The sequence below is a fragment of the Flavobacterium sp. genome, assembly GCF_035195345.1.
In the GTDB taxonomy this organism is placed as follows: domain Bacteria; phylum Bacteroidota; class Bacteroidia; order Flavobacteriales; family Flavobacteriaceae; genus Flavobacterium.
On sequence record NZ_CP136574.1, the window covers coordinates 225,715 to 243,700 of the forward strand.

Consider the following 17,986-nt stretch of genomic DNA (forward strand, 5'->3'; position numbering starts at 1 on the left):
AAAATAAATAGTTTACTTTTGCACCACACAAACAACAACACAGCATAATGAATACAATTACGACTACCAATTTCAATTTTCCAGGTCAAAAATCGGTGTACCGTGGAAAAGTTAGAGAAGTTTACAATATCAACGATGACATATTAGTGATGGTCGCTACCGACCGTCTTTCGGCATTTGATGTGGTTTTGCCAAAAGGAATTCCTTACAAAGGACAAATTCTAAATCAAATTGCGACGAAGTTCATGGAATTAACGTCTGATATTGTACCAAATTGGTTAGTAGCAACTCCAGATCCAAACGTGGCGGTAGGACATTTATGTGAGCCGTTTAAAGTGGAAATGGTCATTCGTGGATATTTATCAGGACATGCAGCGCGTGAATATGCAGCAGGAAGAAGAATTCTTTGCGGTGTGGAAATGCCAGAAGGTTTAAAAGAAAACGATAAATTCCCAACACCAATCATCACGCCTACAACCAAAGCAGATAACGGTTCGCACGATGAAGATATTTCGCGCGAAGCTATTTTAGCTAACGGAATTGTTACCGAAGAAGATTACCTGATTTTAGAAAAATACACCAGAGCTTTATACCAAAGAGGAACTGAAATTGCAGCGTCTTGCGGTTTAATTTTAGTGGATACAAAATACGAATTCGGGAAAACAAAAGACGGACAAATCGTATTAATCGACGAAATCCACACTCCTGATTCTTCTCGTTATTTCTACGCAGAAGGTTACCAAGAAAGACAAAACAACAACGAAGAACAAAAACAATTGTCAAAAGAGTTCGTGCGTCGTTGGTTAATTGAAAACGGTTTCCAAGGAAAAGAAGGACAACAAATTCCAAACATGACCGACGAATATATCGAAACGGTTTCGGAACGTTACATTGAGTTATTCGAAAACATCATTGGAGAGCAATTCATAAAAGCGGATATTTCCAACATCAATGAAAGAATTGAGAAAAACGTTTTGAGTTATTTAGAGAATAGATAATATAAAATCCCGTGAAAGCGGGATTTTATCTTTTTTAGATGAATAAATAAGTTATTTTTTTAATACTTGAATTCCATTTTTGCCTTTTTTTCCTAACTTCATTGCTTCAGATAACTTAATTCTAGAAATACCTGTTTTTTCTTCAGCTTTTCTTAAAGACATAAAAATTCCAAAACTAACACCATTTAATATTACCTCAATTTCTTTTGCTTTTGTTAATTTTGGTTTATGATCGTTAAGGTTTAATATGAGATTTTCGTCTGCATATTTCCAAATAAAACCTCCCATTGTTTTACGTTTTCCATTACAAACAGAATTAACGTTGCTTACACCTAAAATTCTTTGTGGTTCACGTGTTGAATTCCATATTTTAATTATTTCTCCATTTAAAGGATTTATTTGTAATACTTTTCTTTTTTGGGTATTAGTTTTTTTTATTTTAATTGAAATTTCAGGTTCAGAAGAACTTACAATGTACCAATTATTTTTTGAAAAAATAGGTTTGTTTCTAAATTCTAATTTTAAAGATGATCTATTTACACCTTTTGAAGCAGCTTCTCTAATCGAATTATAAGATCTAATGTAATTGCCTTTTAAGTCATATTCGTGAACAGATAAACTATTTTCACTGTTTTGATTAATATAAGGTTCAATACTTGATAATGGAATTTTATCATATCTTCTCCATTGAAACCCTTTAATATTATTTACATTGTTTTCAACATTACAAGCAGCAGATATGTTATGGACAGAAGATCCAACTTCATTAGCTGCACTTTCTGTTGTATCAAAAGTTTTTATTAATACTCCTTCTGAAGAATACATTGCTACTGGAAGTTTCATGGTATCTGCATTAGCAATTCTTGCTTCTTCTATAGCTCTTGAACTTGGAGTATATCTTTTGTGATATTTATTTGTCATTGAGGCCATTGCATGGAAAGCTGCAGAAAAATTTCTAACTCCTGGAAATGCCCTATGAAGTAACCAATGTGCCACAAAATGTTCTCTGCCTGTTAAGCTTACAATATTGTTTTTATCTTCAACATCTTTGAGTGAACTTTCGTCCATATAGCCTTTTCCAAAAATGCTTTTTGGAACAATATGATGTTTTTCCAAATAACAATTTCTGGACATCCTTTGTCTAGATTTCATTAAATCATAATATACTTTTAAATAATTCATTAATTTGCTTAATTATAAATTTATTTTTAAAATAAAAAATATTCTAAAATATTAATTCTTTTACAAATTCCTGCAATTAAACTTTTCAATTTAAAAATATCAGGAAAAATTATAAAGTTTGTAAACGGTTCTCGTAAGAAAAGTTAAATTAAAATCCCGCTTTTGCGGGATTTTTTGTTTATCTATGAACAATATTTTTATTTAAAATAACTAAACGTTTCGTTATTCTCTATTTTCAACAAACTTTCGTAAATTAATTTAATTACATTTTCTACGTCGTCGCGGTGAACCATTTCTACCGTCGTGTGCATATAACGCAACGGTAACGAAATCAAAGCCGAGGCAACTCCGCCATTGCTATATGCAAAAGCATCGGTATCGGTTCCCGTAACGCGAGAAGTCGCATGACGTTGGAAAGGTATTTTGTTTTCTACCGCTGTGTCCACAATCATTTCACGTAAAATGTTTTGTGTTGCAGGAGCGTAAGCAATAACAGGTCCGCGTCCCATTTTTAAATCGCCTTCAATTTTTTTGTCAATCATTGGGGTAGTAGTATCGTGGCAAACATCGGTTACTATGGCAACGTTTGGTTTAATGCGTTGGGTAATCATTTCCGCACCACGCAAACCAATTTCCTCTTGCACCGAGTTCACAATGTACAATCCAAAAGGTAATTTCTTTTTGTTTTCCTTTAATAAACGCGCTACTTCGGCAATCATAAAACCACCCATGCGGTTATCAATGGCTCTACATACAAATTTATCGTTGTTTAAAATCTCAAAATTATCGGGATACGTAATCACACAACCCACATGAACGCCTAATTCTTCCACTTCGGCTTTCGTAGAGCAACCACAATCAATAAATATGTTTTCAATTTTTGCCGATTCTTCAGCTTTTCCGTTTCTTCCTCTCGTATGAATTGCTGGCCAACCAAAAACACCACGAACAATCCCTTTCTTGGTATGAATGTTCACACGTTTCGATGGCGCAATCATGTGGTCACTTCCACCATTTCTAATCACATAGATTAATCCGTCATCGGTAATATAATTCACATACCACGAAATTTCATCCGCATGGCCTTCAATTACTACTTTATAAGGAGCATCTGGATTAATAACTCCAACGGCACTTCCGTAGGTATCGGTAATAAAAGTATCTACATACGGTTTTAAGTAATCCATCCAAATTTTTTGTCCTTCCGCTTCATAGCCAGTTGGCGAGGCATTATTTAAATAATTTTCCAAAAAAGTCATCGACGACTTCTTTAATATCGATTTTGTACTCATGTTAACTATAATTTTTTGCTAAAATAGAAATAAGTAATTAGAGTTTCATATTATTTCGATAATTTTGGTTTACTTTTTGCTATGAGTTTAAAAGTATAAACACAAACATTATGTATAAGTTATTTTTTAGTAGTTTCTGCCTATTCATTACTACTTTTTCTTTTGCTCAAACCGAAACCGACACGTTAAAGATGACGCAACAAGATTCGTCAATCATATATTCTATCGAATTAAAAGAAATTATTTTCACGCCCACTAACGTGTATACTACTGACGAAGACAAAAAAGCCAAGTTAATATTAAAGAGAAGAATTTTCAAAGTGTATCCGTATGCCAAATTAACGGCTGATAAATTAACGCAGTTAAATGCTACCATGGCAAAATTGAAAACCAATCGCGAAAAAAAGAAATACTTTAAACTGGTAGAAAAATATTTAGAAGAAGAATTTGAACCGCGTTTGAAAAAACTATCCCGCAAAGATGGTCAAATCTTAGTAAAATTAATTTATCGCCAAACCGGAAGTACCACTTTCGATTTAATAAAGGAGTACAAAAGCGGATGGAAAGCCTTTTGGGCCAATTCTACAGCTTATTTATTTGATATCAATTTAAAAACACAATACAAACCCTACGAAATTAAAGAAGACTACCACATTGAAGGGATTCTAAATGCAGCCTTCAACCAAGGGCAACTTACCAAACAAGAATCAAAAAAGCCCATCGATTTTGATAAACTCAACGAACACTGGATCAATAAAATTAAACTTCAGCCTAAAACAACACCTAAAGAATAATTTTTTTAGAAGCACCCGTTTTACATTTCATAAAGACTAATAGTCCCGCTGTCCACTATATCTTTTACAAACCTAACAGGTTTTCAAAAACCTGTTAGGTTTGTAAAAGGATGCCGTTCCCATCGGGGCTAGTCAAGACGTATAGTATGTCTTGTCCTGAAATAGGTTTACACAAAAGTGTAAAAATATGGAAAGATATTCAAGAATAAGAAGTTCTAAGTGGCAATCTATTTATTCGGAAGAATTTAAAAGATTTGTTTGTAATGAATACTTAGCTGGTTCAATGACCAAAAAGGAGGTTGAATTAAAACATAATCTTGGTAATGGTCGACTAACCTACTGGTTAAGGGAAAGAGGATATGATAATATAAAATCAAGAATTGTATCTTTACCCGTTATGAGATCAGTTAAAAATAATTCTAAAGAAATAGACTCTCAAAAGTCAATTACAGAACTTGAAAAAGAACTTCAAGAGGCAAAACTTTTAGCTGAGACTTATCGTAAAATGATAGAAATAGCAGAAAAAGAGTTTAAAATTAATATCGTAAAAAAGTCCAATACCAAGTAATTCAGGAGATGAAAAACCATTATCCCAAGATTGGTTTAGGCAAGTTTTGCCGATTACTTGGTGTAACACGACAAGCATATTATCAACACTTTTGGCATCAAGAACAATATGTTTTTGAAGATGAATTAGTTATATCTGAAGTGCTAAAAATAAGAAATAATCATCGTCATATAGGAGGAAGAAAGTTATCCGAATTACTTCAACCATTTCTATTAGAACATCAAATAAAAATGGGTAGAGATAGATTATTCGATGTTTTATCTGCAAATTATCTTTTAGTAAAGCGTAGAAAAAAACAAACAATTACTACCAATTCTTATCATCGATTTAAAAAGTATCCAAATTTGATACGTAATTTAATTCCAACTAAACCAAATCAATTATGGGTTAGCGATATAACATATTGGAAAATAGCAACAGGATTTGTTTATATCAGCTTCATAACAGATGCTTATTCAAGAAAAATCATTGGTTCACATGTGGCACAGACAATGGAAGCTGTTGAAACAATGGAAGCGTTGAAAATGGCAATCTCTGGTCTAAGAAAGGTACCAGATTGCCATTTTCAACTCACGCACCATTCTGATAGAGGAATTCAATATTGTAGTGATAAATATATAAAACTTCTAGAAAATAACAATATAAGAATTAGTATGACAGAAAAAGGAGATCCGTTAGAAAATGCAATTGCAGAGAGAGTTAATGGCATAATAAAAGAAGAATATTTAAATGATTATCAAATAGATAATATTAAACAAGCTAAAGAATTATTGAAAACAGTTGTAGAATTATATAATAATGAAAGACTTCATATGAGCATAGGAAATCTTACTCCAGATCAAGTACATCAAAATAATATAAAAACAGAAAAATTATGGAAGAATTATTATGTAAAAAGTCCTATTATTGTAAACAAATAACAGGACTAAAAATGAATTGTAAATCTATTTTAGGATTAAGTGTAAAAATGTAAACTTATTTTAGGACGAGACAGTATTTCAGATAACCATCCCACTGGCTCGCAAGACGAGCACAACTTCCTCGCTATGCAAGCAATCCTTCCTCGCAAAGCGAGCTGTCATTCCGCAGAACAGGAATCTCCTGCGCAGCAGGCTACTGCTTAACGCAGTTAAGCCCACAACCCACCGAACCACTTTTATGAACTTTACCTTATACTATATATAAGTAACAAAAACACTTCTATGTCTTATATGTTTAACAAACAAATATTTTCCTCAAATAATTCTCCTTTCGAAGGGGGCTAGGGGGATGTTTCGCAATACATAATCCCTTTTATGAACTTTTCCCACATTATATATAAGTAACAAAACACTACTATGTCTTATGTGTTTAAAAAGAAAATAGTGTGCTTTGTGTCTTCTTTGTGCCTTAGTGGTTAAGTCCTAAAAAAACTTTTCTATATTAAATCCTTGTTATCAGTGAGTTAAGAAAAGTATCAAAAAAAGAATTAAAAAAAGAATATAAAAGGCTTGTGGGAACAAAAAAGATTTCTACTTTTGCACCCGCATTAGAGCAGAAGTTCACACACAAACTAAGGATTAAACAAATCAAAAAACTTTTAAAAAAAGTTAAAAAAAGATTTGGATAATAGAAAGTAAAGGTAGTATCTTTGCCGACCCGAAACGAAAGAATTGGGGGAGTGCAAGTTCTTAAAAATATTGGCAAAGTGGTTAAGAGAAAATAGTCAAAATTTTTTTTCAAAAAAGCTTGCCAGATTAAAAAAGAGTTGTACTTTTGCACCCGCTAATCGAATGAGAGGCGGATATAAAAAGAGAATGACACGTTCATAGACATATTGAATTGACAGCACAAAATTACAGTAATGTAATTTTGAACATTAAGAGAGAGTAAGATTTTTCGAATAACATTGAAAGACTAGCGACTTTAATCGAAACATAGTTAGATTTATCTAACAAACAATATACGATGAAGAGTTTGATCCTGGCTCAGGATGAACGCTAGCGGCAGGCCTAACACATGCAAGTCGAGGGGTAGAGTTCTTCGGGACTTGAGACCGGCGCACGGGTGCGTAACGCGTATGCAATCTACCTTATACAGGGGAATAGCCCAGAGAAATTTGGATTAATGCCCCATAGTGTTATCGAATCGCATGGTTTGATAACTAAAGTTCCAACGGTATAAGATGAGCATGCGTCCCATTAGTTAGTTGGTAAGGTAACGGCTTACCAAGACAATGATGGGTAGGGGTCCTGAGAGGGAGATCCCCCACACTGGTACTGAGACACGGACCAGACTCCTACGGGAGGCAGCAGTGAGGAATATTGGTCAATGGGCGCAAGCCTGAACCAGCCATGCCGCGTGCAGGAAGACGGTCCTATGGATTGTAAACTGCTTTTATACAGGAAGAAACCCTCCCACGTGTGGGAGCTTGACGGTACTGTAGGAATAAGGATCGGCTAACTCCGTGCCAGCAGCCGCGGTAATACGGAGGATCCAAGCGTTATCCGGAATCATTGGGTTTAAAGGGTCCGTAGGCGGCCTTATAAGTCAGTGGTGAAATCTCCTAGCTCAACTAGGAAACTGCCATTGATACTGTAGGGCTTGAATTTTTGTGAAGTAACTAGAATATGTAGTGTAGCGGTGAAATGCTTAGATATTACATGGAATACCAATTGCGAAGGCAGGTTACTAACAAACGATTGACGCTGATGGACGAAAGCGTGGGGAGCGAACAGGATTAGATACCCTGGTAGTCCACGCCGTAAACGATGGATACTAGCTGTTCGGAGCAATCTGAGTGGCTAAGCGAAAGTGATAAGTATCCCACCTGGGGAGTACGCACGCAAGTGTGAAACTCAAAGGAATTGACGGGGGCCCGCACAAGCGGTGGAGCATGTGGTTTAATTCGATGATACGCGAGGAACCTTACCAGGGCTTAAATGTAGATTGACAGGACTGGAAACAGTTTTTTCTTCGGACAATTTACAAGGTGCTGCATGGTTGTCGTCAGCTCGTGCCGTGAGGTGTCAGGTTAAGTCCTATAACGAGCGCAACCCCTGTCGTTAGTTGCCAGCGAGTCATGTCGGGAACTCTAACGAGACTGCCAGTGTAAACTGTGAGGAAGGTGGGGATGACGTCAAATCATCACGGCCCTTACGTCCTGGGCCACACACGTGCTACAATGGTAGGTACAGAGAGCAGCCACTGCGCGAGCAGGAGCGAATCTACAAAACCTATCTCAGTTCGGATCGGAGTCTGCAACTCGACTCCGTGAAGCTGGAATCGCTAGTAATCGGATATCAGCCATGATCCGGTGAATACGTTCCCGGGCCTTGTACACACCGCCCGTCAAGCCATGGAAGCTGGGGGTGCCTGAAGTCGGTGACCGCAAGGAGCTGCCTAGGGTAAAACTGGTAACTAGGGCTAAGTCGTAACAAGGTAGCCGTACCGGAAGGTGCGGCTGGAACACCTCCTTTCTAGAGAAGACTAAGGAAGTTAGTTTACGATGCGTAAAATATTACTCTCGCTGTTAATTCAAATAATACAAATAAGTAAAAACAGAGTCTCGTAGCTCAGCTGGTTAGAGTACTACACTGATAATGTAGGGGTCCCCAGTTCGAGTCTGGGCGGGACTACAATGTTTTACTTATAAGGAAATTTTAGAGGTTGAGTAACCGTTTGAAGTACTGTTAACTGATAACTGTTAACTGAACACTAAAAAACGGGGGATTAGCTCAGCTGGCTAGAGCGCCTGCCTTGCACGCAGGAGGTCATCGGTTCGACTCCGATATTCTCCACAACGGCTAATTCAAAGCTGATAATTATTATCAGTGGCGATACGCCACAAGTTCATTGACATATTGAGATAAAATATTTTAAAAAGTAGAAAGTACAGTAGAATCGTAACAAGTTACGGTTTTATAAAGAAAGTCCTAGTTTTATTTATAGAATTAGGCGGCACATAAGCAAAATAAGGGCGTATGGGGGATGCCTAGGCTCTCAGAGGCGAAGAAGGACGTGATAAGCTGCGAAAAGCTACGGGGATTGGCACACACGAATTGATCCGTAGATATCCGAATGGGGCAACCCACTATGTTGAAGACATAGTACACCGATAGGTGGGCAAACCCGCTGAACTGAAACATCTAAGTAGGCGGAGGAGAAGAAAACAAAAGTGATTCCGTAAGTAGTGGCGAGCGAACGCGGATTAGCCCAAACCAGGGATGTTACGGCATATCTGGGGTTGTAGGACCACGATATTTGTTGCGGATTGAATTAGAATTACCTGGAAAGGTAAGCCAAAGAAGGTGATAGCCCTGTATAAGTAAGAGAAGATAACGATAGTGGTATCCTGAGTAGCGCGGGGCACGTGAAACCCTGTGTGAATTTGGCGGGACCATCCGCTAAGGCTAAATACTCCTGAGAGACCGATAGTGAACCAGTACCGTGAGGGAAAGGTGAAAAGAACCGTGAATAACGGAGTGAAATAGATCCTGAAACCATACGCTTACAAGCGGTCGGAGCCCTTTCGTGGGGTGACGGCGTGCCTTTTGCATAATGAGCCTACGAGTTACCGTTGCTGGCAAGGATAAGTACTTATGGTATGGATCCGTAGCGAAAGCGAGTCTGAATAGGGCGCTTTAGTCAGTAATGGTAGACGCGAAACCGTGTGATCTACCCATGGACAGGTTGAAGCTGTGGTAACACATAGTGGAGGACCGAACCCGTTGACGTTGAAAAGTCTTGGGATGATCTGTGGGTAGGGGTGAAAGGCCAATCAAACTCGGAAATAGCTCGTACTCCCCGAAATGCATTTAGGTGCAGCGCTGGGTATAAGTTATATAGAGGTAGAGCTACTGATTGGATGCGGGGGCTTCATCGCCTACCAATTCCTGACAAACTCCGAATGCTATATAATGTTTACCAGCAGTGAGGGCATGGGTGCTAAGGTCCATGTCCGAGAGGGAAAGAACCCAGACCATCAGCTAAGGTCCCCAAATATATGCTAAGTTGAAATAACGAGGTTTGTCTGCCCAGACAGCTAGGATGTTGGCTTGGAAGCAGCCATTCATTTAAAGAGTGCGTAACAGCTCACTAGTCGAGCGGACGAGCATGGATAATAATCGGGCATAAGCATATTACCGAAGCTATGGATTTGTAGTAATACAAGTGGTAGGGGAGCATTCTAAACTGGGTCGAAGGTGTGATGTGAGTCATGCTGGACTGTTTAGAAAAGAAAATGTAGGCATAAGTAACGATAATGCGGGCGAGAAACCCGCACACCGAAAAACTAAGGTTTCCACAGCTATGCTAATCAGCTGTGGGTTAGTCTGGTCCTAAGGCGAACCCGAAAGGGACAGTCGATGGCCAACGGGTTAATATTCCCGTACTACTTATAATTGTGATGGAGAGACGCAGTGGTGAAAGTACCGCGAACTGACGGAATAGTTCGTTAAAGCACTTAGCTATAGGCCCGGTAGGCAAATCCGCTGGGACTGGTGAAATGCGATAGTACACGGAGTCTTCGGACAAAGTGATAGTGTACCTAAAGGCTGCCAAGAAAATCTTCTAAACTTAGATTATAAGTACCAGTACCGTAAACCGACACAGGTAGTTGAGGAGAGAATCCTAAGGTGCTCGAGAGATTCATGGCTAAGGAATTAGGCAAAATGGACCCGTAACTTCGGGAGAAGGGTCGCCAGCAGCAATGCTGGCCGCAGTGAAAAAATCCAGGCGACTGTTTATCAAAAACACAGGGCTCTGCAAAATCGTAAGATGAAGTATAGGGCCTGACACCTGCCCGGTGCTTGAAGGTTAAGTGGAGATGTTATCTTCGGAGAAGCATTGAAATGAAGCCCAAGTAAACGGCGGCCGTAACTATAACGGTCCTAAGGTAGCGAAATTCCTTGTCGGGTAAGTTCCGACCTGCACGAATGGTGTAACGATCTGGATACTGTCTCAGCCATGAGCTCGGTGAAATTGTAGTAGCGGTGAAGATGCCGCTTACCCGCAGTGGGACGAAAAGACCCTGTGCACCTTTACTATAGCTTAATATTGACCTTGGACACGTGATGTGTAGGATAGGTGGGAGACTATGAAGTGGCGTCGCTAGGCGTTGTGGAGTCATTGTTGAAATACCACCCTTTGCTTGTCTGAGGCCTAACTCCGAATATCGGAGGACATTGTTTGGTGGGTAGTTTGACTGGGGTGGTCGCCTCCAAAAGAGTAACGGAGGCTTCTAAAGGTTCCCTCAGCACGCTTGGTAACCGTGCGTAGAGTGCAATGGCATAAGGGAGCTTGACTGAGAGACATACAGGTCGATCAGGTACGAAAGTAGAGCATAGTGATCCGGTGGTTCCGCATGGAAGGGCCATCGCTCAAAGGATAAAAGGTACGCCGGGGATAACAGGCTGATCTCCCCCAAGAGCTCATATCGACGGGGGGGTTTGGCACCTCGATGTCGGCTCGTCACATCCTGGGGCTGGAGAAGGTCCCAAGGGTTGGGCTGTTCGCCCATTAAAGTGGCACGCGAGCTGGGTTCAGAACGTCGTGAGACAGTTCGGTCTCTATCTACTGTGGGCGTTAGAAATTTGAGTGGATCTGATTCTAGTACGAGAGGACCGAATTGGACTAACCGCTGGTGTATCTGTTGTTCCGCCAGGAGCACTGCAGAGTAGCTACGTTGGGAAGGGATAAGCGCTGAAAGCATATAAGCGCGAAACCCACCACAAGATGAGATTTCTTTTAAGGGTCGTGGAAGATGACCACGTTGATAGGCTATAGATGTAAAGGCAGTAATGTCATAGTCGAGTAGTACTAATAACCCGTTAGCTTATGTACAATTCCCGAGTCTTCGGACTCGGGAGAAAACTTTCTTTTAAATTATTTATCTCAGTATGTTAAGATATTAGCTCGCCTATGGCGTGGCGTTTAAAGCTCCAAGTTTAAAGTTCCAAGTTGTTTAACCTGTAACTTTCGAACCTGAAACCTTAAACAAAAATTTAAGGTGGTTATTGCGTCGGGGCTCACCTCTTCCCATTCCGAACAGAGAAGTTAAGCCCGATTGCGCAGATGGTACTGCAGTTATGTGGGAGAGTATGTCGCCGCCTTTCTTTTGAAAACCCTTCATCTATCGATGAGGGGTTTTTTGTTATGTGTCTTGTCCTGAAAAAAGTTGACTAAATATTACATAATATGTCAACAAAAAAGAAAACTTCAAAAATTGAGAATACTCCACAAATTTATAGTGAAGTGTCCAGTGGATCAGTATAATTTAATTCATCCAAAAAAAGCGAAACAAAATAATTTAGATTACTTAGTAAACATGAATTGTATTTAAAAAAAGCTTTTAAATTCATCTTTCAAATAATGAATCGCAATATTGCTCGGTGCTTCAGTTTCTGTTAGTTCTATCATAATGGCTTCTCTCATTTTGAAGGCATCAGCAACATCTTGAGAAAGTGCATTTTTTCGAATTAGATGTATTGTACTGTTTTTTGCTTTTAGTACAATATCCCATGTTTTAGTATTTAAGTAAATTTGTTGCGTTAAATTATGTTCAAATTCAGATTGAATATGTTGAATTAGCAAACTAGCATAATCACTTTTGCTACTTCCTATTGGTTCTACACGAATTATTAATTGTGTTGGATTAATTCTCTCTAAAAATAATACTATACGCTCATAAGCTTGAAAACGAATTGGTAAAGCTTGTTTTTGATTTTCTCTTAGTAATTCAAATTTTCGTTTACTCTCTTCATTACTATAATTTTTTTGTATCATTATAAATACAACTCCTCCAGTAATTAAAGCAGGTATTGTGTATGCCGCAATTTCTAATAATTTATCTTCTATCATCATTTTTTAAATTAATTTTAAATGTATCACAAAATAAGTTTAAAAAAAAATAAATTTCAAATTGATTTATTATACATTAATTCTATTTGCAATCCAATATTACTTATTATTTGCTGTGTAATTAGCATGTTAATTATCGAACTTAAAATTCCTACTCCACACATTTCAAAAAATCCATAAAATAACTATCAGGTTTAGATTTTGATTGTAAATTTTCAGAAATTAATTCACTTTTTAGTATATAATCTTTAGTTTCTGCGTCAAACTGAATTCGCATTATGCTAATGGGACTAGTTTTTATATCTTCGTAATTACTTTTTGTAAAATAAAAATAACTGGTTAATATTCTAATATTGTTTTTTTCATTTTCATCATACATTAGTTCGCTACAATTTTCATCGTTAGCACTCAATAAGGTTAAGATTTTACCATTAGCCAATTGCAATATAATTTTTGATTTTTTTGTAATGCAATTGGTTTTAATAAAATCTTTACTTTTTTGTAATTGTTGAATGCTCAACATAGGAATATCATTATTATTTAAAAGTGAAAAAAATAAGTATTCGTTAGAGTTACCAAATATTTTTTCGTGCATTAATACTTTAGGTAATATTTTTAAAGAAGTAGAGTCTGTTTTTTCTTCAACATCATAGCTACAATCTTTATTTTGAGCAGTTACACTTAGCGTAAGTAACAATAATAGTGATAAAAAGTATTTCATATGGATTATAATTTGGTGCAAAGTAAAATTATTTTTTCATTATTCAAATTGGTAGTAAAAAAAGCAAAAACGGTTCCACCATCTTGAATTTTATATTTCTTTTTAATTTCTTCGGGTTTTATGGGGAAATTTCGAGTTGAAACATTCATTTTTTTGCCTTGAATATAGTGTGCAATTTCTTTTTTCTGAAACGGTATTATTGCATCAATTTGAAATTTTCTTCCTGGAAAAGCTGTTATTTCTTCCGTAGTGTATAAATGCGAATGTTGGTGTAATTTACTCACTGTGAATAATTCGGAAACTGCTTCAAAACCGCCTGATTTCATTAAAGCTGCATTAGGTTCGTACAGATATTTTTTTGGTAAACTATAACGGGCTGAATACGATTTTGAACTTTCAATTTTAGTAATTGAAGGGTTACTTTTTTCAATATTTACAGCTATGATTTCTGGTGATTCATTAAAGTTTTTTTCTATTTTCCAAAGCAACTCTTTTACTTCGTTATCTACCGCCACAATATGAATTTGGACTACATTTTTTAATTCTAATAATCCAGCTTGCAAATCTAAAATAGGTGCAGTCTTGATTAAAATAGCATTGGTAAATTGAAAGTAAAAATCTTGTAAATCCACTACGTTTGGCAAACAATCGGCCAGCATAAAAACTTTGCCTTTGGCGTCATTTCTTCTGGAAGGATCGATGTAAATGCAATCGAATTTCTGATTTAATTGTTTTAAAATTTCTGTGCTGTCGCCTTGATAACATTCAATATTACTTACTTTTAAAACTTCACAATTATGTTTTACAATTTGAGATAAATCGGCATTTAATTCGCAATGAATTACCGTTTTGAATTGTTTTGAAAAATAATAATCGTCTATTCCAAATCCGCCTGTACAATCGATTAATTTTTCACCTGAAACCAATGAAGATTTATAGTTTGCAGTACTTTCTGAGGAAGTTTGCTCAATAGAAATTTTTTCAGGATAAATTATGTTGGTTTTTGAAAACCAGGTGGTTAATTTTTCTTTAGCCTTCTTTTTTGAAATAATTTGGTTGATGATTTCGGCATAAGAAAATTCAGGAAAAGGGTTTCTCTTTAAAGCTAATTTTACGCTATCAGTACCTAAATTTTCGGTAATAAAATCTTGAATTTTAGGCTGTAAAAGTTCTTCAATATTCAAAATTATAAGTTTTTTGTAAGTGCTTTAATGACTTTATTTTCCGGAAAAAATTCTTTCCCAATAACTTTTAATGAAGTGTAAAATGGAACAGCGATAATCATTCCAGTTATCCCAAATAAAATTCCTGCCATCAAGATGATTAAGAAAATTTCTAATGGATGTGAATTGGTACTTTTAGAAAAAATTAAAGGTGAACTAAAATTATTGTCAATTACTTGAACTAATGACATTCCGATTAAAACATAAATTGCGGTTGGAAGTGTTTCGTTTACAAAGTCTGCACCCGCACCGATTCCGCTTGTCATAACTAATAAACCAGCCACTACAGAAGCAATTAGAGGTCCAACATATGGTACAATATTGAAAATTGCACACAATAAGGCTATTATAATTGCATTTTCTACGCCAAATATTAGGAAAACAACTAGATATAAAATCATAATAATTGTTAACTGTAATAATAAACCAAGAAAGTAGCGCGATAGTAAATGATTAATTTCTTTGACAGAATGTAATATTTTTTCTTTTTGATTATCGGGTAAAATATTTTTAAATTTCAAATAAAAAGATTCGCTTTCCTTCAAAATAAAAAAGGTTATAAATAAGACCGAAGCAAAGCCCATACTGAAATTTCCTAAAGTGCTAAAAAAACTGTTTATGAAGTTTGGAATAAACTCAAATGTTGTAAACGAAGATAGTTTACTGCTTTGAATGAGTTGCTTTGTATTTACGTTATAAGAATCTAAAAAAAGTGTAATGTTTTGAAGTAATATATGATAGTTTTTTTCTAAGGTGGTAACATCTAACAATGATAAGTTTTTACCTTGTGCTAGTAAAAGGGGTACAAAAAGTAAAATAAATCCAGAAATTACAAGAAAAGCTATGAGTATTGCAGTAATTACAGCGAGTGTGTTTTTGAACTTTAATTTTCGTTTTAAAAAATTCACTAAAGGATTTAATAATAATGAAATCACAATCGCGATAATACAATAGATTAAAACTGTAGAAATTTTAAATAAAAAAAACAAAGCTAAACCGTTTGCAATTAATATTGCAACTGCTTTTACTATTCCAAGTGAAATTTCTTTTGAAGTCATACTATTAATTTTTAAAAGCGTAATTGATAATATTAGCACCCATTTTTAGCGCTTTTTCTCTTACAGTTTGTGGGTTATTATGCACTTCAGAATCTTCCCAGCCATCCCCTAAATCCGTTTCATAAGTATAAAGCAATGCTATTCTACCTTCTATAAAAATGCCAAAAGCTTGAGGTTTTTTGTTATCGTGCTCATGAATTTTAGGTAAACCACTCGAAAAACTAAATGGTTCTTTAAAAATAAGATGATTAGAAGGAATTTCTGTCAATGGATTATCGGGAAATATTTTTTTAATTTCTTTTCTAATAAATTCATCCATTCCGTAATTATCATCAATATGTAAAAATCCACCAGAAGTAATGTAGTTTCTTAGATTTATTGCATCATTTGCACTAAAAACCACATTGCCATGACCTGTCATGTGAACAAAAGGGTACGTAAATATTTCGGCACTTCCCACTTCAACCGTAGCAACTTTTGTGTTTATTGATGTATTGATATTTTGGTTACAGAATTTAGCTAAATTAGGCAATGAAGTCGGATTTGCATACCAATCGCCGCCACCAGCATATTTAGCAACTGCAATTTCTTGGGAAAATCCTAAGTTAAAAACTAATAATAATAAAATCAATTTATTCATTTATCAAGGCAATTGTATGACAAGCAACTAAAGCTGCTGTTTCGGTTCGTAATCTTGTATTTCCCAAAGTTACAGGAATAAATTTATTTTCAATAGCGAAATTGATTTCTTTTGTAGAAAAATCACCTTCTGGTCCAATTAGAATAGTGATTTTTTCGTCTCTTTTGACTTCATTTTTAAACGATTTTTTATCCGTTTCTTCACAATGAGCAATGAATTTTTGTCCTGTTATGTTTGATTTTATGAATTGCGAAAGTGAAACGGGTTCATTAATTTTAGGAATATAATAATGAAGTGATTGTTTCATTGCGGCTTGAATGATTTTTTCAGCTCGATCAATTTTATACACTTTTCGTTCCGAATGATCACAGATAATTGGTGTAATTTCGTGAATACCAATTTCGGTTGCTTTTTCTAAAAACCACTCTAAACGGTCGTTCATTTTGGTAGGAGCAACGGCAATATGGGTGTAAAACGTATTGGGTTCTTGAAAAGTTTCCTCAGTGATTTTTACTTCACATTTTTTTTCGGAAGTCATAATTATTTCTGATTCAAATAAGTAGCCTAATCCATTTGTAATAAATACTTTATCACCTTCCTTTTTACGTAATACTTTAACTATATGTTTACTTTCTTCTTTATCGAAAAAGAAGGTTTTGTCACTTTTTTTTATTTCTGAATTATAGAATAGTTGCATCTGCTTAATTTTTATTTAACCAATTTTTCCAGTCTTTTCCAACATTTTCCCAATTATAAATTTCATAGTTTGGTTCTCTTTTTTCATTTACTGGAAAAAAATTATGCTCAACATCGAAATAAGGTATAAATGTAAAATTAGTACTATTTAATTTAATACTTTCAATTTGGAATAAATTAACAAAGGGAGCGTTCCAATCCTTTGTTCCAAATGTAACTAGAACTGGTATTTTAAGTTTCTTTAAATTATCTGCTGAGGGGATAGAAAAGTCATAAGTAGCTCTATAAGTATCTCCACCATTATAGTTTAAGTTGTTTTTATTGATCACAACTTCTCGCCAATAATCAATAATATCGTAATTTTTAAGTTTGAAAACTTCTTCTTCAATCATGCTAAGAATTCTACCATATGGATTCCCACCCGAATAAATTAAGTGCGTAACCTTTTTGTTTTTTGTAGCTAGTTTAGCCGCAATTGTACTTCCTTCTGAATGACCTGCGAGAACTAATTTATTTTTTGAAACCCATTTTTCTTTTAAAAGTTTTTTAATGATAAAATCATTTCTTTCAACATAATAATCTAAGTAGTTGTGATCGGAATATGCCCTTGGGACACTGTCATTATCAACTAAATATTGATAATTATTCTTTAAATTTTTAACATCAGAAATCACGGGAATCCCAGGTTTTCCTATAATAACTAAATGATAATCAGATAAAAAATCATTTACATCAAATGGCAAAGTTCCATAAAGTCTATTTTCGTCATATTTTATGATTGGTTGTGGCATACTTCCTTGACACCAAAAAAATAATGGTTTTTGTATATTTTCTTCCCCTTTTTTTGATTGGATTAAAACATCAACTTTTAATTTTTTATAATCAAAGGATAAGTGCTTATAGCCAAAATCTTCAGGTGTTTTTTGAGAAAAAGCGGAAAGGGTAATTAAGATAAATAATAAATTTTTCATCATC

At 35.5% G+C, this 17,986-nt stretch carries 13 protein-coding genes, 2 tRNA genes and 3 rRNA genes; 9 read left to right on the plus strand and 9 right to left on the minus strand.

The genetic code is table 11. The features are described from left to right. Positions 1 to 47: 47 nt before the first annotated feature. The gene (locus tag RSE15_RS01020; RefSeq protein WP_324069139.1) at positions 48 to 998 is read left to right on the plus strand and encodes a phosphoribosylaminoimidazolesuccinocarboxamide synthase; all 951 of its coding nucleotides are present in this window, start codon (positions 48 to 50) and stop codon (positions 996 to 998) included. 51 nt (positions 999 to 1,049) lie between these two features. On the opposite strand, the gene RSE15_RS01025 is transcribed toward RSE15_RS01020, so the two are convergent. Both RSE15_RS01025 and RSE15_RS01030 read right to left on the minus strand, forming a co-directional pair. Beyond that, entirely contained in the window at positions 1,050 to 2,180 is a 1,131-nt protein-coding gene (locus RSE15_RS01025; protein ID WP_324069140.1) for an NUMOD1 domain-containing DNA-binding protein, read from the minus strand. 197 nt (positions 2,181 to 2,377) lie between these two features. Beyond that, complete coding sequence (locus RSE15_RS01030) at positions 2,378 to 3,472, minus strand: M42 family metallopeptidase (protein WP_324069141.1); 1,095 nt, start codon at positions 3,470 to 3,472, stop codon at positions 2,378 to 2,380. Positions 3,473 to 3,582: 110 nt separating this feature from the next. Between RSE15_RS01030 and RSE15_RS01035 the strand changes: the two genes are divergently transcribed. From RSE15_RS01035 to rrf, 8 genes are all read left to right on the plus strand, one after another. Beyond that, complete coding sequence (locus tag RSE15_RS01035) at positions 3,583 to 4,266, plus strand: DUF4294 domain-containing protein (protein WP_324069142.1); 684 nt, start codon at positions 3,583 to 3,585, stop codon at positions 4,264 to 4,266. A 187-nt stretch (positions 4,267 to 4,453) separates the two neighbouring features. Beyond that, positions 4,454 to 4,834 (plus strand): hypothetical protein, encoded by a 381-nt coding sequence (locus RSE15_RS01040; protein ID WP_324069143.1) that lies wholly within the window; start codon positions 4,454 to 4,456, stop codon positions 4,832 to 4,834. 8 nt (positions 4,835 to 4,842) lie between these two features. Beyond that, positions 4,843 to 5,754: an IS3 family transposase gene (locus RSE15_RS01045; protein WP_324069144.1), complete on the plus strand. Its 912-nt coding sequence runs from the start codon at positions 4,843 to 4,845 to the stop codon at positions 5,752 to 5,754. A 1,024-nt stretch (positions 5,755 to 6,778) separates the two neighbouring features. Next, positions 6,779 to 8,292 (plus strand): 16S ribosomal RNA (locus RSE15_RS01050). An 85-nt stretch (positions 8,293 to 8,377) separates the two neighbouring features. After that, a tRNA-Ile gene (locus RSE15_RS01055) sits at positions 8,378 to 8,451 on the plus strand. 88 nt (positions 8,452 to 8,539) lie between these two features. After that, positions 8,540 to 8,613: transfer RNA gene (locus RSE15_RS01060), tRNA-Ala, on the plus strand. Positions 8,614 to 8,775: 162 nt separating this feature from the next. Continuing rightward, a 23S ribosomal RNA gene (locus tag RSE15_RS01065) occupies positions 8,776 to 11,656 on the plus strand. A gap of 162 nt (positions 11,657 to 11,818) precedes the next feature. Then, positions 11,819 to 11,928: ribosomal RNA gene (rrf, locus tag RSE15_RS01070) — 5S ribosomal RNA — on the plus strand. Together the 16S, 23S and 5S rRNA genes with 2 tRNA genes alongside form the textbook arrangement of a ribosomal RNA operon. 223 nt (positions 11,929 to 12,151) lie before the next feature. Here the strand turns inward: rrf and RSE15_RS01075 are convergent. The 7 genes from RSE15_RS01075 to RSE15_RS01105 form a co-directional block, all read right to left on the minus strand. Next, on the minus strand, positions 12,152 to 12,676 hold the full coding sequence (locus RSE15_RS01075; RefSeq protein WP_324069145.1) for a DUF7935 family protein: 525 nt from the start codon (positions 12,674 to 12,676) through the stop codon (positions 12,152 to 12,154). A gap of 148 nt (positions 12,677 to 12,824) precedes the next feature. Beyond that, positions 12,825 to 13,394, minus strand: a complete 570-nt coding sequence (locus RSE15_RS01080; RefSeq protein WP_324069146.1) for a hypothetical protein — start codon at positions 13,392 to 13,394, stop codon at positions 12,825 to 12,827. 5 nt (positions 13,395 to 13,399) lie between these two features. Beyond that, positions 13,400 to 14,578, minus strand: coding sequence for a THUMP-like domain-containing protein (locus RSE15_RS01085; RefSeq protein WP_324069147.1), 1,179 nt, complete (start codon positions 14,576 to 14,578; stop codon positions 13,400 to 13,402). Between the two features lie 2 nt (positions 14,579 to 14,580). Next, positions 14,581 to 15,675: an AI-2E family transporter gene (locus RSE15_RS01090; RefSeq protein WP_324069148.1), complete on the minus strand. Its 1,095-nt coding sequence runs from the start codon at positions 15,673 to 15,675 to the stop codon at positions 14,581 to 14,583. 4 nt (positions 15,676 to 15,679) lie between these two features. Then, positions 15,680 to 16,315: a DUF4159 domain-containing protein gene (locus RSE15_RS01095; protein ID WP_324069149.1), complete on the minus strand. Its 636-nt coding sequence runs from the start codon at positions 16,313 to 16,315 to the stop codon at positions 15,680 to 15,682. Further along, entirely contained in the window at positions 16,308 to 17,012 is a 705-nt protein-coding gene (locus RSE15_RS01100) for a 16S rRNA (uracil(1498)-N(3))-methyltransferase (RefSeq protein ID WP_324069150.1), read from the minus strand. The genes RSE15_RS01095 and RSE15_RS01100 overlap by 8 nt, the downstream gene beginning before the upstream one ends. A 4-nt stretch (positions 17,013 to 17,016) precedes the next feature. Beyond that, positions 17,017 to 17,982, minus strand: coding sequence for an alpha/beta hydrolase family protein (locus tag RSE15_RS01105; protein ID WP_324069151.1), 966 nt, complete (start codon positions 17,980 to 17,982; stop codon positions 17,017 to 17,019). Between the last annotated feature and the right edge of the window lie 4 nt (positions 17,983 to 17,986).

What these genes read in the sequence shown, in the direction of transcription:
- RSE15_RS01030 (WP_324069141.1), bottom strand. Translation starts at nt 3,472, where the DNA reads ATGAGTACAAAATCGATATTAAAGAAGTCGTCGATGACTTTTTTGGAA.
- RSE15_RS01075 (WP_324069145.1), bottom strand. Translation starts at nt 12,676, where the DNA reads ATGATGATAGAAGATAAATTATTAGAAATTGCGGCATACACAATACCT.
- RSE15_RS01105 (WP_324069151.1), bottom strand. Translation starts at nt 17,982, where the DNA reads ATGAAAAATTTATTATTTATCTTAATTACCCTTTCCGCTTTTTCTCAA.
- RSE15_RS01090 (WP_324069148.1), bottom strand. Translation starts at nt 15,675, where the DNA reads ATGACTTCAAAAGAAATTTCACTTGGAATAGTAAAAGCAGTTGCAATA.
- RSE15_RS01080 (WP_324069146.1), bottom strand. Translation starts at nt 13,394, where the DNA reads ATGAAATACTTTTTATCACTATTATTGTTACTTACGCTAAGTGTAACT.
- RSE15_RS01045 (WP_324069144.1), top strand. Translation starts at nt 4,843, where the DNA reads ATGAAAAACCATTATCCCAAGATTGGTTTAGGCAAGTTTTGCCGATTA.
- RSE15_RS01040 (WP_324069143.1), top strand. Translation starts at nt 4,454, where the DNA reads ATGGAAAGATATTCAAGAATAAGAAGTTCTAAGTGGCAATCTATTTAT.
- RSE15_RS01095 (WP_324069149.1), bottom strand. Translation starts at nt 16,315, where the DNA reads ATGAATAAATTGATTTTATTATTATTAGTTTTTAACTTAGGATTTTCC.
- RSE15_RS01100 (WP_324069150.1), bottom strand. Translation starts at nt 17,012, where the DNA reads ATGCAACTATTCTATAATTCAGAAATAAAAAAAAGTGACAAAACCTTC.
- RSE15_RS01025 (WP_324069140.1), bottom strand. Translation starts at nt 2,180, where the DNA reads ATGAATTATTTAAAAGTATATTATGATTTAATGAAATCTAGACAAAGG.
- RSE15_RS01035 (WP_324069142.1), top strand. Translation starts at nt 3,583, where the DNA reads ATGTATAAGTTATTTTTTAGTAGTTTCTGCCTATTCATTACTACTTTT.
- RSE15_RS01020 (WP_324069139.1), top strand. Translation starts at nt 48, where the DNA reads ATGAATACAATTACGACTACCAATTTCAATTTTCCAGGTCAAAAATCG.